Consider the following 16,266-nt stretch of genomic DNA (forward strand, 5'->3'; position numbering starts at 1 on the left):
ACGAGTGATAAAGCCAGCATGATCATCACAGGATGTGCCCATGAAACGCCCCCTTCGTTGGCTACTACACCATGTCCTGCGCTTTCGCCAGAGCATTGCCTTCCTCCCGAGCCTGCTGGCGCTGCTCTACCTGATGCTTGGGCTATTGGCGGTGCTGCCGCTGGGTGAACGGGTGCCGCTGACGGAGTTCCTGGCGGGTGTCCGTTTCACCGAGGCACAGACGCCGCGGACCCTGCTGTCGACGCTGATCGCCGGAATGATCTCGCTTGCCGTGTTCAGCTTCTCGATCGTGATGTCGGTACTGACCCAGGCCGGCGGCAACTTTTCTCACAAGCTGGTCTTCGGCCTGATCAGCGAACGTCACCATCAGTGGGTACTGGGCCACTACCTGGGCACCATCCTTTACATCCTGATGCTGCTGATGGTCCCGGTGAGCGGCGAGGTGCCGAGCATCTGGCGCTCGCTGAGCACCTACCTGGGCGTGGCCATGGTCATTCACTGCCTGGCGCTGTTCGTCTACTTCATTCATAACGCCTCCCAGTCGGTGCAGATCAATGCCGTGAACCGTGGCCTGCATCAGGCGACCTGCAAGTCGCTTGCGAGGCTCGAGACGCGACAACAACGACCGGGCTGGTGCCGTCGGCCTCCCCCCTCATTTGCCGCACATTGGCCACGGATCCGGGCGCGTCGCAGCGGCTATATCCAGAACGCCGACATCGAGGCACTGGGGCGATTGGCCATCGAGGCCGATGTGATCATTCACCTGAACTTCACCTTCGGCGACTACACGGTGGAAGGCTTCCCGTTGTTCATCATCGAGGCCTCAGAGGCGCCGACCGAGAGCGTCTGTGCCGAGGCGCTGGGGCTGCTGGTCTATGTGGAGGGGGAAGTCGCGGAGGATCTCTATCTCAACGGCATGACGCAGCTGATGGAGGTCGCCGTCAAGGCGCTGTCGCCGGGCATCAACGACCCGGGCACCGCACGCCTGTGTCTGCACCAGTTGACCGAGTTGCTGTGCCGACGCCTCCAGTTTCACCCCTGCAACACCTTCGCCGACGGCGAGGGGCAAGGGCGCGTAACCTGGCAGACCGAACCCTTCGACAGCCTACTGTACCGGCTGGTCAATCCCATCCTGCACTACGGCAAGGAGGATGTAAGCATCGGGCTCGCGCTGCTCAAGGCGCTGAAGACCCTGTCGCTGTTCGCCGAGCCTAAGGATCTCGCCTCGATCCAGCGCCACGCCGAGCGGGTCATCGAGACCCTCGCCCGGCGAGACACGCATCCGCTGGATCGAGAGTTCATCGGCGCGCGGCTGGCCGGCGGCTCGCATCGCCTGACGCTGCCCGCCGAGCTGCCCTCTTCTCTTTCCTCAACCCCGCCGTCGGCGGGTCGCCAGGCGGGCCCGTCTCACGGAGACGGCAACGCTCAGTAGAAGCCCGGCTCGCCCTTGGGGCGGGTCTTGAATCGGCGATGCAGCCACAGGTACTGCTCGGGATGGCGACGGATCGCCTCCTCGATGACCGCATTGATACGGGTGGCATCCGCGACCTCGTCGCCGCTGGGAAAGGCCTCGAGCGCCGGCAGGTACTCGAGGGTATAGGTGCGATCGTCCGGGTTGCGATGGAAGATCAGTGGCATGACGGGGGCGCCGGTCAGGCGGGCGATCTTGGCGGTCAGCTTGACGGTCGCCGCATTGATGCCGAAGAAGGGGGCGAAGACGCTGGCATCACGACCGAAGTCCTGATCCGGGGAGTACCAGACGTTATGCCCGGCCTTGAGCTGCCGCACCACGCCACGCAGGTCGTAGCGGTCGATGGTGGTGCCGAAGCTGCGCGCCCGGGCCCGCCCCATGAAACGGTCGAACAGCGGATTGTCATGGGGCCGATAGACGGCATCGGCGGGGAAGAACAGCGAATGCAGCGCGCCGCCCAGGTCGAGGGTCGAGAAGTGCACGCCAATGATCAGCACGCCCTTGCCCTCGGCCTGGGCACGCGCCATGTGCTCCCGGCCCTTGAAGGTCACGCGATGGCGAAGGTGCTCCGGGTCCCGGCACCAGCCGGTGGCGGTCTCGACCAGCCCGAGCCCGTTGGCGATGAAGGCGTCGCGCACCAGGCGCGCCTGCGCCCTTTCATCCAGCTCGGGGAAGCACAGCCGGATGTTGGTCTCGGTGATGTGCCGGCGGCGCTTGGCGAAGCGCCAGGCCAAGAGGCCAATCAGGCGACCGATGCCGAGCTTGAGGCGCCAGGGCAGCCAGGCGATCAGGCGCATCAGGCCGATCGCCAGCCAGGTCGGCCAGTAGCGGGGATGGGCGAAGGAGGTCTTGGCGTCGTCCTGTGACATGCGTTTCTCTAGTTCAGGGTCGGATCAGCCGCCATGATACCGCCTCGGCGCCCGCGGCAGCACCCCGGTCAACAGGGTATAGCTGATGGTGTCGCAGTAACGGGCCACCTCGTCCACCGACAGCACCTCGCCATTGGCGGCCTGGCCCCACAGCACCACCTCGCTGCCGATATCGGCAGACGGCAGGTCGGTGATGTCCACCGTCAGCATATCCATCGAGACCTTGCCGGCCAGCCCCGCCCGCTGACCATCCACCAGCAGCGGCGTGCCATCCACTGCATGACGGTCGTAACCATCGCCATAGCCGCAGGCCACGACACCGATGCGACTCGGTCGCGGCGCCCTGAAGCGACCGCCGTAGCCCACCGGCTCGCCCGCGGCGATCTCGCGCACGGCGATGATCTCGGAGCGCAGCGTCATCACCGGTGCCAGGGTGCGGCTCGCGTCATTGGCGCCTTCCAGGGGATCGCTGCCATAGAGCATCACCCCGGGGCGGTTCCAAGCCCCATGCGCCTCGGGCCAGGCCAGGGTGGCCGGCGAGTTGGCGAGGCAGGTCGGCGCCTCGAGGGTCTCGGCCAGCTGCTGGACCACGTCAAGCTGACGACGAAAGTAGTCGGCGTCCAGGGCATCGGCAGTGGCGAAGTGGCTCATCAAGTGCAGGTCGGTGACGCGCTCGGGGGCCGCCTGGAGGCGCGCCCAGACGGCGGCAACCTGCGCCGGCGCAAAGCCCAGGCGGTGCATGCCGGAATCGACCTTAAGCCAGGCGGTAATCGGCTGGCGGGGCGAGAAGGCCAGCAGCGCCTCGACCTGCCACTCGCTGTGCACCGCGACCCACAGGCCCAGTGCCTCCACTCGCTCCAGCTCGGCGGCCTCGAAGACCCCCTCCAGCAGCACGATCGGCACCTCAATGCCCGCCGCCCGCAGCGCCTCTGCTTCCTCGAGACAGGCCACCGCGAAGGCCGGCGCCAGATCGGCCAGCGCCTTGGCACAGGCCACGGCGCCATGCCCGTAAGCATCGGCCTTGAGCACAGCCACGGATTGGCTGTGGGGGGCCAGGTCCCGTGCCAGGCGGTAGTTGTGACGCAGGGCGTTGAGGTCGATGTCGGCGATCAGGGGGCGAGCCATGGGGGTCTCCGGCCGGGTAAGAAGACAAAATCAAGCGTAAGATTATTTATCATCTGAACGGCTTTTTCATGCATAAAAACACTGAATTAATAAAAATCAATAGAGATAAAAACCATAAAATTACATTAATTCAGATATTACAACCATGAAAAGCATCATGACCCGAAAGCGGGCCGCTACCTGCGAGGGGCGCGAGGCTGAGGGCAAGGAAAGGCGCAAGGCGAGGCGTCAAAGGGAAGGGACTGGCGAATACGAGAACGCCGCGATGCAGACATCGCGGCGTCAGGTAGGGCTTTCTCGAAGCAAGACTTTCTCGAAGAAAGGCTTACTCGAAGATGGCGTCCAGGGACAGGCCCTGCTTCTCGAGGACGCGCCGCAACTTCTTTAGCGCTTCCACCTGAATCTGGCGGACTCGCTCTCGAGTCAACCCGATCTCCTCGCCGACCTCCTCGAGGGTAGCCGCCTCATGACCCCGCAGGCCAAAGCGCCTGACCACCACCTCCATCTGCTTGTCGGTGAGTTCGGCCAGCCAGTCGTCGACATGCTGCTTGACGTCGCCATCGACCAGCGAGGACTCCGGCCCATGGTCGTTGTCATCGGCCAGGGTCTCGATCAGTGGCTTGTCGCTTTCGCCGCCCATCGGGTAATCCACCGAGGAAACCCGCTCGTTGAGTCCCATCATCTTCTTGACCGTGGCCACCGGCTTGTCCAGGAAGTCGGCGATTTCCTCGGCGGTGGCCTCATGGTCGAGCTTCTGGGTCAGCTCGCGGGCCGCGCGCAGATAGATGTTCAGTTCCTTGACCACATGAATCGGTAGACGAATGGTGCGAGTCTGGTTCATCAGCGCCCGCTCGATGGTCTGACGGATCCACCAGGTGGCGTAGGTGGAGAAACGGAACCCGCGCTCGGGGTCGAACTTCTCCACGGCGCGAATCAGCCCGAGATTGCCCTCCTCGATCAGATCGAGCAGCGACAGGCCGCGGTTCAGATATCGCCTGGCGATCTTGACCACCAGGCGCAGGTTGGACTCGATCATCCGCGAACGCCCGGCGGGATCGCCCGCCTGAGCGAGGCGCCCGAAGTGCACTTCTTCCTCCGGGCTCAGCAGCGGCGAGAAACCGATCTCGTTGAGGTAGATCTGTGTGGCATCGAGGCTGTGATGATAGGTGTTCTCCTCCCGGCTGAGCGCCTTCTCGAAGGCCCGCTCATCCTTCTCGTGCACCTCTTCGACCTCATCGTCCGCCGTCTCGGCGTCGTCTATCTCGACATCCTGAATGTCCCGTTCAAGCATGCTCATCTCGCTACCCCACTCTCTGCTTAGCCTTGGCCAGGTCACCCTAGCGCTTATACTGCGATAGCGAAGACCAGGCCATTAGGCTTCTGTCGTATACATTTGCTTACGTCAGAAGCCGGAGGGGTCAACGCTTGGGCAGAAACGTCAGGGGATCCTGGGGTTGCCCTTCCTTGCGCACCTCGAAGTGCAGTTTGACGGCCTCGGCATCGGTGTCGCCCATGGTGGCAATCACCTCACCGGCCTCGACCACATCGTTTTCCTTGACCTGCAGGCTGTCGTTATGGGCATAGGCACTCAGGAACTGGTTGTTGTGCTTGAGCAGGATCAGGTTACCGTATCCTCGTACACCATCTCCCGCATAGACCACGATTCCCGGGCCAGCCGCCTTGACAGATTGACCCTTTTGACCTCCGATATCAATGCCCGCGGTGATGCTCGAACCCTCGCCGAAGCCGTTGATCACCTCGCCTTCGGCGGGCCATTGCCAGGGCACCTCGTCGACCGGCTGGTAGGTGCGCCGCTCGGCTGGCGCCGAGGCGCTATCCCCCGCCACCGCCGCCCCGGCATCGGCCGCCGGTGCGGCGGACGCATCACCCGAGCCTGACGCCGTCTCCCGAGACGCGGTCTCGCCCTCTTGTGAGGCCTCCGCCTGCTGCTGCCTGGCCTCGGCCTGTTCGAGGGCCTCCCGCTCGGCACGATCGGTGGCGCTAAGCTGGCCATCGGCACCAGGACTATCGTAGTTGTAGACCGGCCCCGGGCCCTGACTGTCATTGCCAGCGGCCAGCGCGGCGGCGCCCTGTCCCTCGGCGCCCTGTTCCTCGGCAGACGGGGAAAGCGGTGCGGAGGTCAGGCGACGGTTGCGCTCGATGGCCTCCGTATCGGGAGTCAGCCAGTCCGGGCTCTCCCCGCTGCTCGTGTTCTCGGCGCCGGCCACGCTCGCCTGAGCAGAAGACGCACCCGCGCCGCCCCCCTCAGCCGCCCCCTGGCGGCTGCCTACCAGGCGCAGCTGCTGGCCCGGCTGGATGCGATAGGGCGGCGTGATGCCATTTAGCTGCGCCAGATCACGAAAATCCATCTCGTAACGCCAGGCGATGCCGTAGAGCGTATCGCCTCGTTCGACGGTGTAGGTGCCGGTGGTGGCGCGTTCCCGGGTCAGCGAGAGATCCTGAACCTGGATGCCGCTCGCCCCTTCCGGGGGCTGAGCCGCACAGGCGGCCAGGGACAACGTCACGGCAGAGGCCAACAGAGCCTTGCGCATCACAAACTTCCTCCTTGTCGGTGGCTATCGGCCGGCGAGGCTTAACGCCCCGCCGCCAGCACCAGCATCAGGCCGACCAGCATCAGGGCCAGGGCCGGCAGCAGGGCCGACGGGTCGCCGGTCAACTGAGCATAATCATGGGGGAGCAGATACCGATACTCCAGCGGGATCATCTGCTCATCGGGTCCCAGCCGGTAGCTGACCAGCTCGCGCCAGGGCCACAGCAATGGTAGAGAGCCGAGAATGAAGCCGATCAGCAGCTGCAGGGTGCCGGTATGGAAACGCGCCAGCAGCCAGGATAGCAGCCGCGAGAAGGTCATCAGCCCGACCAGGCAGCCGAGGCCAAACTGCGACATCAACACCAGATCGAAGGCCTTTATGCCCTCCATCACGCTGCCGTAGAGCCCCATGGTCAGCAACAGGAAGCTGCCCGAGATACCCGGCAGCAGCATGGCACTGATGGCAATCGCCCCGGCCACGCCGAGCATCAACCCCTCGCTACCCAGACCACTGACCAGCGGCATCAGCGCCGGCAGGCCATCTGCCAGCAGCAGGCCACCGGCCAGCGGCAACACATGCCAGAGGCGCCAGTCCCCCAGCCGACGGCTGACCAGCCAGGCCGAGGCGGCGACCAGGCCGAAGAAGAAGGCATCGAGCAGCACCCGCTGACTCTCGAGCAAGTAGGTGACCAGATGCGCCACGCTCACCAGGCTGACGCCGACCCCCAGAACCAGCGGGATCACGAAGGCGAGGTTGAGGTGCACCGCCAGGCCCTTGAGGCCGCCGCGTCGCCAGGCGCCCCAGGCGCTGGGGCCGAAGCGCTTGATGGAATTGATCAGTTCCTCGTAGATGCCGGTGATGAAGGCGATGGTGCCACCGGAGACGCCGGGCACCGCATCCGCGGCGCCCATGCCGGCCCCCTTGAGAAACACTGAATATGACCGCTTCAACGGATGACTCCCTGTAGGAGCGGCACGAAGCGCACGGGCTCCAGCCGCTGATAATCGAAATGCCGTCCCTGTCGGCGCACCCGCGTCAGCCACTGCTGGCCGACATCATCTTCGAGGGGAGTGATCAGTACGCCCCCATCCGCCAGCTGGTCGAGCAGCGCCGCCGGCAGTTCACTGGCACAGGCCGTGAGCAGAATCACGTCGAAGGGCGCAGCCTCGCGCCAGCCGTGACCGCCATCCGCCAGGTGCAGGGTGACGTTCTCTGCCGCCAGACGACGCAGCCGCCGGGCAGCGCGGGCCTGAAGCGCGGCGATCCGCTCGAGGGAAAAGACCCGCGGCACCAGCCGCGACAGGATCAGGGTCTGGTAACCGGAACCGGTGCCGATCTCGAGTACCCGCTCGGGCGCCTCGGCCAGGACCAGTTCGGTCATTCGCGCCACCATCCAGGGTTGAGACAGCGTCTGGCCATGGCCGATCGGCAGGGCACTATCCTCGTAGGCGCGGTGCGAGAGCGCCTCGTCGAGAAACAGGTGGCGGGGTTCCCGGCGCAGGGTCTCGAGGACCCGCGCATCGTTGATGCCGGCGTCCGTCAGGCGTCCGACCAGACGGTCCCGGGTACGCTGGGAGGTCATGCCGACACCGATCAGCGCCGGGTCCTTCATCTCATGCAAAGGCATCCAGCCACCCTCGTACGTCGTCCAGGGCGTCATGGCGGGTCAGGTCGATCTGCAGCGGCGTGATCGACACGAACCCGGCTTCCACGGCGGCGAAGTCGGTGTCCGGGCCATCATCGGCGTTCTCGCCCACGGCGGCGATCCAGTAGCGTTCGCGACCGCGCGGGTCGCGCACCTTCATCGGGCTGGCGGCCGGCCCACGATAGCCAAGCCTCGTGACTCGGAAGCCGCGAATCTCGTCCCAGGGCAGATCGGGCACGTTGACATTGAGCAGGCTGCGCGGCGGCAGCGACAGGGACGCGGCGGCGCCGACGAGGCTCGCCGCCACCCGGCCGGCGGTCTCGAAGTGATGCTTGCCCACCAGCGACATGGCAATCGCGGACATGCCCAGATTGCGCCCTTCCATGGCCGCCGCCACGGTGCCGGAATAGAGCACGTCATCGCCCAGGTTGGCGCCATGATTGATGCCCGAGATGACCAGATCCGGGCGCTCCTCCCAGACCCCGTTCACCCCCAGATAGACGCAGTCCGCCGGCGTGCCGTCGACGCTGTAGAAGCCGTTATCCAGCGCCGAGAGCATCAACGGCCGGCTCAGGGTCAGGGAGTTGCTGGCCCCACTCTTGTCACGGTCGGGCGCCACCACCCGCAGGCGGGCATGATCGCTCAGGGCATCATGCAGGGCCCTCAGGCCTGGGGCATGTACGCCATCATCATTGGACAGCAGCAAACGGTGCATCCGATCTCCTTGCCTTTCCATCGTCCGAACGGCGAACGCCGACGAGAGGACAGCCTTCCGGGCCGCTGCCCTCCTCCTGTTCCGCCCTAGAGGGTCGGGTTTGTCATCAACTCGCGCAACACCGCGGTGGCGAACGCCCCCCGCGGCAAGCCGAAGGCCAGGTGAAGCGCTCCCGCCTCGCGCCTCAGGCGTGGTGCGTCGAGACACAGACGCAGCGGGCGGCGCGCCATGCGCACCTCGGCCGCCTCGAGTCCGGCGGCGAGCTCGGGCTCGGTGGCGATCACCGTCCGCTCCCGCTCGGCCGCCTGGCCCTGACTGGCCAGGCGGCCGCTGCCCCAGAGCACACCGCTGGGATGCACATCCAGGCGCGCCGCACGCTCCCGCAGGACATCATCCATGTCGTCGGCCAGGAACTGGCTGGCGCTGCCCTCGAGCATGACCAGCTCACCCGGCAAGGGGGTGGCCCAGCTGCCGTCGGCGATGCGCGCGGCCAGAAGCTGATTAAACAGATAGCTACGCGCCGCCGACAGCAACATGCCCTGGCGGTCGTCCCGCTTGCGCCAGCCCCTGACCAGCAGGGCACGCGCCCGAGCCAGGTTGCGCCCCTCGGGGCCGAAGCGCTGCGGGCCGAAGTAGTTGGGCACGCCCTGCTCGACGAGACGCCGCCAGCGAGCCTCGAGGGACGGGTCCTCGACGACGTCACCGGTCAGGCGCAGCAGGAAGCGATTGCCGCGATGCACGCCCCGCTTGAGCTTGCGTGGGTGACGCGCCTGATCGAGCAGGCACACGACACGCGCTTCATCCGTGCCGAGCCGGGCCTCGAGGGCGGCCTGGAGGTTCTCCGGCGCCTCGCGGCCGGGCAGATGCACCGAGAGCCACTGGCGGGTCACCGCTTGGCGATCCTTCATGCCCGCATAGCCGATGTCGCGCTCGCGCACACCGCACGCTTGAGCCAGCATCCGGGCAAGCTCGTGAGTCGTCAGCGTCCGCTTCTCGACCCACAGCCAGAGGTGCTCGCCCTCGCCTTCGGGGCTGAAGCCCAGACACTCCTCGACTACGAAGTCCTCGGGCACGGCCCGGTAGTCACCGGCCGGCAGCGACTCATCGTGGCTGCGCGGCCATGCCGGGGGCCAGCGTGTCGCCTCAGTCGTCATGCCGGGCTCCAGCCTGAGGGCACGCCTCGAGCAGCACCACCGCCTCGGCGGCGATGCCCTCGCCGCGGCCGGTGAAGCCAAGCTTTTCGGTGGTGGTAGCCTTGACGTTGACGGCGCCGGGCGCCACCGCGAGATCGGAGGCCAGGTGGTCGATCATGCCCGGCAGATGAGGGGCCATCTTCGGCGCCTGGGCGATGACGGTGACATCCAGGTTGCCGACCCGAAAGCCCGCGCCCTGCACCAGGCTCATCACGTGGCGCAGCAGATTACGGCTGTCGGCTCCGGCCCAGGCGGCGTCGGTGTCGGGGAAGTGGCGGCCGATGTCGCCCAGGGCACAGGCCCCGAGCAGGGCATCGCAGACGGCATGCAGCAGCACGTCGCCGTCGGAGTGGGCGACGAAGCCCCGAGCGAAGGGGATGCGCACCCCGCCGAGCATCAGGTGGTCGCCCTCGCCGAAGCGATGGACGTCGAAGCCATGGCCGATTCGCAGCGTCATCGGGTGCTATTCCTTGCCAGCTTGAGAAGACGCGGCCTGAGCGGCCAGCACATGGGCCGCCAGCGCCAGGTCTTCGGGATGAGTGATCTTGAGGTTGTCGCGGCGCCCCGCCACCAGGCGCGGCGCGAGCCCGAGCGCCTCGACGGCGGAGGCCTCGTCGGTGACGGTCACGCCCCGGGCCTTGGCCGCCTTGAGGGCCTCGCGCAGGAGGCCGACACGGAACCCCTGAGGGGTCTGTGCGTGCCATAGGCCGCTGCGCGGTTCGGTGGCGGCGACCCGGTCGGCACCATCGGCGCGCTTCATGGTGTCGGCCACCGGCGTCGCCAGCAAGGCGCCCACCGGGTCCGTGTCGAGAGCCGCGCGCAGCCGTGCCAGGTCGTCAAGGGCGACACAGGGACGCGCCACGTCGTGTACCAGTACCAGGTCGTCGTCGCCGGCCTCATCGCCGAGCGCCGCCAAGGCGCGGATCACGGTATCGACCCGCTCCGCGCCGCCGGGACTGCGCCGCCAGTCGGCGAAGGGCACCCAGGCCGGGTCGAACCAGCGATCACCCTCGTCCAGGCACAGGCAGAGGCCGGCCTCGGGAAAGGCCTGATGCAGGCGCGACAGGGTATGCTCGAGCACCGGTCGGCCGCCGAGCTCCAGGTACTGCTTGGGACGGTCGGCCCCCATGCGGCGCCCCTGGCCGGCCGCCGGCACGATCAGCCACAGTCGGCTCATGAGCCCTCCCCCGCGACATCGACGTCCGGCACCCAGTAGAACTGCTCGTCGCGACGCACCATGCCGATGTCGCTACGCGCCCGTTCCTCGATGGCATCCAGGCCGTTCTTCAGATCCACCACCTCGGCGGCGAGCCGCTCGTTGCGCGCGCGCATGGGCTGATTCTCGGCTTCCACGGCATCGGCACGGGCGCGAATCTGCGTATATTCCCTGAGACCGCCCTCGCCGAACCAAAGCCGATACTGCAGCAGCGCGATCAGGGCGAGCAGCACGATGGCCAACCACTTGAGCATGAAGGGTCCTGTCAGGCGAATTCGATGGCCGCATTATGCCATCATCTCGCGACCAGCGGCGAGCGGTGGCGGCGGCCCGAAAGGCTCAGCGCTTGAACGGCAGGGAGGCTTCGGCCCGACGGCAGTAGGCATCGACCTGGCCCCCCTCCTCACGACAGAAGCGGGTCACGGCGTCATGCAGGCGCGGGTCGGCGATATGGTGCAGCGAGCGCAGCCGCCGAGGCGCGAAGCCCCGGCTGAGCTTGTGCTCGCCCTGGGTGCCGGGATCGAAACGCCTAAGGCCTCTCTCCAGGCAATGCTCGATGCCCTGGTAATAGCAGGCCTCGAAGTGCAGGCAGTCGGCCATCACCTCGCTGCCCCAGTAGCGCCCATAGAGGGTATGACGCCCCTGCAGGCACAGCGCCGCCGCCACCGGCTTGCCTTGCACTCGGGCCTGGATCAGCACCAGGGCCTCGGGCAGGGTCTCCCGCAGGCGCCTGAAGAAGTCGAAGTTGAGATAGCCCTGGCGGCCACGCTCCAGGTAGGTGATCTGATAGCAGCGATAGAAGTGCTCGAGAGCCTCTGCATCGATGGCCTCCCCCTCGAGGCGGTGAAGGCTCAGGCCCTGATCGGCGACGATGCGCCGCTCGCGGCGAATCTCCTTGCGCCGGCGAGCGGTCATCGCCGCCAGGAAGCCCTCGAAATCCCCATAGCCCGCATCCTGCCACTGAAACTGCACGCCTTGCCGCGCGATCAGCGCCGGACGGACCGCGCACCAGTCATCGACCTCGGCCTCCTCGGCGAACAGTAGGTGCCAGCTGAGAAGGTCGCGTCCTTCCCAACTGCCCGCGAGCAGATGCATCGCCGCCCGCCGATCCTCCCCCGGCGCCAGCGCCAGCCGCGGGCCGGGCGCCGGCGTGAAGGGAATCGCCGACAGCGCCTTGGGGTAATAGGCGCCGCCGGCGCGCTCCCAGGCATCCGCCCAGGCCCAGTCGAAGACATACTCTCCGTAGGAGTGCACCTTGTCGTAACAGGGCAGCACCCCGGCCAGCGCCCCCCCTCGCCAGAGCGTCAGGTGCCGGGGCGTCCAGCCGGCGTCCGGCGACACCGCACCGCTGGCTTCCAGCGCATGCAGAAACTCGTGACGCAGGAAGGGATGATCCTCCCCCACCAGGGCATTCCAGGCTGCGCGAGGGATAGCGGCGACGGCATCGACACAGGAAAGCGACAGACCCGTCTCGTCGGGCCGGACAGGAGCCGTCATCGTGACCTCAGGCAGCAGACGCTATGACAGAAGGATGTCATGGAAGGCTCTGGGCTCACACTCGGCAGGACGGGCTCAGCGCCGGCCATCGCTGCCCGTGGCCAGGGGACGGTAGTCATCGACGTCACCGGACCGACCGGGAGCGGTCGCGACATCGTCGACCGGACGACCCGTGGACCGAGCGGGGGCGCGAGCATGGGCAGGCTGCTCGCTGCGACGTGCGGCGCTCGAGCGGGCCCGAGAGGACGCGTCATCGGAAGAGCGGGAGTCTGGGTGGGCGGGCGAGGCGACGGCATTGTCGCCGCGGGCGCGGCGATCATGGGCGAGGCTCGCCTCCACCAGCCCGGACAGGTCCGCGGCCGTCAGCGGTACCCGCTCGACGCCCGACTCGCTCCAGTTTACCAGCAGCGCCGGGGTCTCGCGGCTCTGATCGATGCCCACGATACACCCCTGACGGCCGCTGTCCGGGTCACGCAGTCGCGAGCCCAGAAGGCAATGAGTGTCTGTAACCGCCTTATCCATCATGGCTGGCTTCCGAAATCCGAGGAAGATGACTGACCGGTATCAAGTGAAAGCTTAGCAGCTAAGCCCTCCGGGTGAGAGCCCATCGGCGAGAACTTATTCAGAAAAGCAACAAAAAAAGGGTGCCTGTCGGCACCCTCTACTGCAAGTAGGACATCCCGTCGGCCTGCGAGCACGAGCGGAGCCGTGAGATCGCCGGAACCGCAGGACGACGCGATGTCCGTACCTAGTGCCGCCTCAGGAGGCGGCGTGCATGGCAAGCGCAGTGTCCAGCATGCGGTTGGAGAAGCCCCACTCGTTGTCGTACCAGGCCATCACCTTGACCAGGCGACCGTTGACCCGGGTGTGGTTGGCATCGAAGGTGGAGGAATTCGCGTCATGATTGAAGTCGATCGACACCAGCGGCTGGGCGTTGACCGCCAGCACCTTGGAGCCCTCCGCCGCCTTGGCGACGATCTCGTTGATCTCTTCCTTGCTGGTATCGCGGCCGGCCGTGAACACCAGGTCCACCAGCGAGACGTTGATCACCGGCACCCGCACCGCCAGGCCATCGAACTTGCCCGCAAGCTCCGGCAGCACCAGGCCCACCGCCGCGGCGGCACCGGTCTTGGTCGGGATCATCGAATGGGTCGCGCTACGCGCCCGGTACGGGTCCTTGTGGTAGACGTCGGACAGGTTCTGGTCGTTGGTGTAGGCGTGCACGGTGGTCATCAGGCCATTCTCGATACCCACGGCATCGTTCAGGGCCTTGGCCACCGGCGCCAGGCAGTTGGTGGTGCAGGAGGCGTTGGACACGATCTTGTGCTCGGCGGTCAGCACGTCGTCGTTGACGCCGTAGACCACGGTGGCGTCGGCATCCGGGCTCGGCGCGGAGATCAGCACGCGTCCGGCGCCGGCGTCGAGGTGCTTGCCGGCATCGGCCTTCTTGACGAACAGGCCGGTGCATTCCATCACCAGATCGATGTTCAGGGATTTCCACGGCAGCTGGGCCGGATCCCGCTGAGCATAGATGCTGATGCGCTGGCCGTCGATGCTGATGCTTTCATCGTCGTGCTCGACCCGATGCGGGAAGTGCCCATGCACGGTATCGTGCTTGAGCAGGTGGGCGTTGAGCGACGGATCACCCAGATCGTTGATGGCCACGACCTCGATGCGGTCGCTGTAACCGTTTTCGTAGAGTGCACGCAGCACATTGCGGCCGATTCGGCCGAACCCATTGATGGCAACTCGTAACGTCATGACGGCATCCTCACACTGAATCTGCTGGCGTCTGCTTGAATCGGGAGCCTTGAGCAAGGACATTGCCGTCTCGACACTCGGTCGGGCACACGACATCGCCCCGGCTCCCGGTGGAACTATCTTACATTTGCGGCCCAATTTGGCCCAAAGCATGACGACATTCAAGGCAATTTTTTGCTAAATTTACAAACATCGCCACTCACCACCCCTTAACGAGGTTGCCCATGGCCACTCAAGACACCCCCCTCAATGACGTCATCCGCCAGGTCACCGACCGCATTCGTGAACGCTCTCAGGAGCGTCGGGCGCTCTATGAACGCCGCATGGCCGACCAGCACGGGCGCGGCGTGCACCGGGGTGAGCTGTCCTGCGGCAACCTGGCTCACGGCTTCGCCGCCTGCGGCGAGACCGACAAGGGCCGGCTCAAGCTGATGAACAGCGCCAACCTCGGCATCATTTCGTCATATAACGACATGCTGTCCGCCCACCAGCCGCTGGAGACCTTCCCGGAAACCATCAAGGACGCGGCCCGTGCGATGGGGTCCACCGCCCAGTTTGCCGGCGGCGTGCCGGCCATGTGCGACGGTGTCACCCAGGGCCAGCCGGGCATGGAGCTGTCGCTCTACTCCCGCGAGGTGATCGCCATGGCCGCCGCCGTGGGGCTCTCGCACAACATGTTCGACGGCACCATCTTCCTCGGGGTATGTGACAAGATCGTCCCGGGTCTGTTCATCAGCGCCGCCCGCTTCGGCCACCTGCCGGCCACCTTCGTCCCGGCCGGCCCGATGACCAGCGGCCTGCCCAACAAGGAAAAGGCGCGCATCCGTCAGCTGTACGCCGAGGGCAAGGTCGGCCGCGACGAACTCCTCCAGGCCGAGTCCGACTCCTACCATGGCCCGGGTACCTGCACCTTCTACGGCACCGCCAACTCCAACCAGCTGATGATGGAGATCATGGGCCTGCACCTGCCCGGCGCCTCCTTCGTCAACCCGGGCACCCCGCTGCGCGAGGCGCTTACCCGCTACGCGGCCGAACAGACGATCCGCAACACCGAGGCCGGTGGCGACTACCGTCCCTTCTACAAGCAAGTCGACGAGAAGGCGATTGTCAACGCCATGGTGGGCCTGCTGGCCTCCGGCGGCTCCACCAACCACACCCTGCACCTGGTGGCCATGGCCGCCGCGGCGGGCCTGACCATCACCTGGGACGACTTCACCGCCCTCTCCGCGGTGGTGCCGAGCATGACCCGCATCTACCCCAACGGTCAGGCCGACGTGAACCACTTCCAGGCCGCCGGCGGCATGAGCCTGCTGATTCGCGAACTGCTCGGTGCCGGCCTGATCCACCAGGACGTCGCCACCGTCTTCGGCACCGACATGAGCGCCTACACCCAGGAGCCCTTCCTCGAGGACGGCAAGCTGGTGTGGCGCGAAGGCCCCACCGAGAGCCTCGACCGTGACGTGCTGCGCCCGGTGGCCGAGGCCTTCGCCCCGACCGGCGGCCTGACCGTGCTCGACGGCAACCTCGGTCGCGGCGTGATCAAGGTCTCCGCCGTGGAGGCCGCGCATCGAGTGGTGGAAGCGCCGGTGCGCATCTTCGACGACCAGAACCAGCTCAAGGCCGCCTTCGAGGCCGGCGAGCTGGACCGTGACGTGGTGGTCGTGGTGCGCTTCCAGGGCCCCAAGGCCAACGGCATGCCGGAACTGCACAAGCTCACCCCTTTCCTCGGGGTGCTGCAGGATCGCGGCTTCAAGGTGGCACTCGTCACCGACGGCCGCATGTCCGGCGCCTCAGGCAAGGTGCCTGCGGCCATCCACATGACCCCGGAAGCCATCGACGGCGGCCCGCTGGCCAAGCTCAAGGAAGGCGACGTGGTGCGTCTGGACGCCAACAGTGGCGAACTCAGGGTGCTGGTCGAGGCCGATGAGTGGGCCCATCGCTCCCTGGCCGATGCCAACCTGGAGCACTACCACTCCGGCCTCGGCCGCGAACTCTTCGCCGGCTTCCGCCACCTGGCGATGGGCGCCGAAGAGGGGGCCGGCGTGTTCGGCGGCTTCGAGGCCGACGACCTGGCGCGCCAGCAACAGCAGATCCAGGAAGAGGACGCCTAGTGACACGCCCTGCGCTGATTGGTGCCGCCCTTGCGAGCGGCGGCACCCGCTCCCGGACACCGGAGGCCCACCCATGACCAGACCCGCGCTGATAGGGGCCGTTATCGAGAG

Annotated in this window: 16 protein-coding genes; 2 read left to right on the forward strand and 14 right to left on the reverse strand. The window is 66.5% G+C overall.

Annotated elements, in window-relative coordinates:
• Nucleotides 1–40: 40 nt before the first annotated feature.
• Complete coding sequence (locus IEJ03_RS10880; RefSeq protein ID WP_192034881.1) at nucleotides 41–1,432, forward strand: DUF2254 domain-containing protein; 1,392 nt, start codon at nucleotides 41–43, stop codon at nucleotides 1,430–1,432.
• Here the strand turns inward: IEJ03_RS10880 and lpxL are convergent.
• From lpxL to gap, 14 genes are all read right to left on the reverse strand, one after another.
• On the reverse strand, nucleotides 1,426–2,340 hold the full coding sequence (gene lpxL, locus IEJ03_RS10885) for an LpxL/LpxP family Kdo(2)-lipid IV(A) lauroyl/palmitoleoyl acyltransferase (RefSeq protein WP_192034882.1): 915 nt from the start codon (nucleotides 2,338–2,340) through the stop codon (nucleotides 1,426–1,428). The genes IEJ03_RS10880 and lpxL overlap by 7 nt on opposite strands.
• 24 nt (nucleotides 2,341–2,364) lie before the next feature.
• Nucleotides 2,365–3,465, reverse strand: a complete 1,101-nt coding sequence (gene alr / locus IEJ03_RS10890) for an alanine racemase (protein ID WP_192034883.1) — start codon at nucleotides 3,463–3,465, stop codon at nucleotides 2,365–2,367.
• A 325-nt stretch (nucleotides 3,466–3,790) separates the two neighbouring features.
• Nucleotides 3,791–4,762 carry an RNA polymerase sigma factor RpoS gene (gene rpoS, locus IEJ03_RS10895; protein WP_192034884.1) on the reverse strand — a complete coding sequence of 324 codons (972 nt, stop codon included), beginning with the start codon at nucleotides 4,760–4,762 and terminating at the stop codon, nucleotides 3,791–3,793.
• A 121-nt stretch (nucleotides 4,763–4,883) separates the two neighbouring features.
• Nucleotides 4,884–6,017, reverse strand: coding sequence for a peptidoglycan DD-metalloendopeptidase family protein (locus IEJ03_RS10900; protein WP_192034885.1), 1,134 nt, complete (start codon nucleotides 6,015–6,017; stop codon nucleotides 4,884–4,886).
• 41 nt (nucleotides 6,018–6,058) lie between these two features.
• Nucleotides 6,059–6,967 carry a DUF368 domain-containing protein gene (locus IEJ03_RS10905; protein ID WP_192034886.1) on the reverse strand — a complete coding sequence of 303 codons (909 nt, stop codon included), beginning with the start codon at nucleotides 6,965–6,967 and terminating at the stop codon, nucleotides 6,059–6,061.
• Complete coding sequence (locus tag IEJ03_RS10910) at nucleotides 6,964–7,644, reverse strand: protein-L-isoaspartate(D-aspartate) O-methyltransferase (protein ID WP_192034887.1); 681 nt, start codon at nucleotides 7,642–7,644, stop codon at nucleotides 6,964–6,966. The genes IEJ03_RS10905 and IEJ03_RS10910 overlap by 4 nt, the downstream gene beginning before the upstream one ends.
• Nucleotides 7,631–8,377 carry a 5'/3'-nucleotidase SurE gene (gene surE / locus IEJ03_RS10915; protein ID WP_192034888.1) on the reverse strand — a complete coding sequence of 249 codons (747 nt, stop codon included), beginning with the start codon at nucleotides 8,375–8,377 and terminating at the stop codon, nucleotides 7,631–7,633. The genes IEJ03_RS10910 and surE overlap by 14 nt, the downstream gene beginning before the upstream one ends.
• Nucleotides 8,378–8,463: 86 nt before the next feature.
• Nucleotides 8,464–9,531 (reverse strand): tRNA pseudouridine(13) synthase TruD, encoded by a 1,068-nt coding sequence (locus IEJ03_RS10920; protein WP_192034889.1) that lies wholly within the window; start codon nucleotides 9,529–9,531, stop codon nucleotides 8,464–8,466.
• Nucleotides 9,521–10,021: a 2-C-methyl-D-erythritol 2,4-cyclodiphosphate synthase gene (gene ispF, locus IEJ03_RS10925; RefSeq protein WP_277950353.1), complete on the reverse strand. Its 501-nt coding sequence runs from the start codon at nucleotides 10,019–10,021 to the stop codon at nucleotides 9,521–9,523. The genes IEJ03_RS10920 and ispF overlap by 11 nt, the downstream gene beginning before the upstream one ends.
• Nucleotides 10,022–10,033: 12 nt before the next feature.
• Nucleotides 10,034–10,747: a 2-C-methyl-D-erythritol 4-phosphate cytidylyltransferase gene (gene ispD / locus IEJ03_RS10930; RefSeq protein WP_192034891.1), complete on the reverse strand. Its 714-nt coding sequence runs from the start codon at nucleotides 10,745–10,747 to the stop codon at nucleotides 10,034–10,036.
• Nucleotides 10,744–11,040: a cell division protein FtsB gene (gene ftsB / locus IEJ03_RS10935; protein ID WP_192034892.1), complete on the reverse strand. Its 297-nt coding sequence runs from the start codon at nucleotides 11,038–11,040 to the stop codon at nucleotides 10,744–10,746. The genes ispD and ftsB overlap by 4 nt, the downstream gene beginning before the upstream one ends.
• Before the next feature lie 85 nt (nucleotides 11,041–11,125).
• Nucleotides 11,126–12,283, reverse strand: a complete 1,158-nt coding sequence (locus tag IEJ03_RS10940) for a GNAT family N-acetyltransferase (protein ID WP_192034893.1) — start codon at nucleotides 12,281–12,283, stop codon at nucleotides 11,126–11,128.
• A 75-nt stretch (nucleotides 12,284–12,358) separates the two neighbouring features.
• A complete protein-coding gene (locus IEJ03_RS10945; protein ID WP_192034894.1) occupies nucleotides 12,359–12,808 on the reverse strand; it encodes a hypothetical protein in 450 nt (149 codons plus the stop codon).
• A 234-nt stretch (nucleotides 12,809–13,042) separates the two neighbouring features.
• A complete protein-coding gene (gene gap / locus IEJ03_RS10950) occupies nucleotides 13,043–14,044 on the reverse strand; it encodes a type I glyceraldehyde-3-phosphate dehydrogenase (protein ID WP_192034895.1) in 1,002 nt (333 codons plus the stop codon).
• A 224-nt stretch (nucleotides 14,045–14,268) separates the two neighbouring features.
• On the opposite strand from gap, the gene edd reads away from it, so the two are divergent.
• Nucleotides 14,269–16,155, forward strand: a complete 1,887-nt coding sequence (gene edd / locus IEJ03_RS10955; protein WP_192034896.1) for a phosphogluconate dehydratase — start codon at nucleotides 14,269–14,271, stop codon at nucleotides 16,153–16,155.
• Nucleotides 16,156–16,266: the final 111 nt, after the last annotated feature.

This window comes from Halomonas sp. YLGW01, assembly GCF_014840935.1.
Classification (GTDB): Bacteria; Pseudomonadota; Gammaproteobacteria; order Pseudomonadales; family Halomonadaceae; genus Onishia.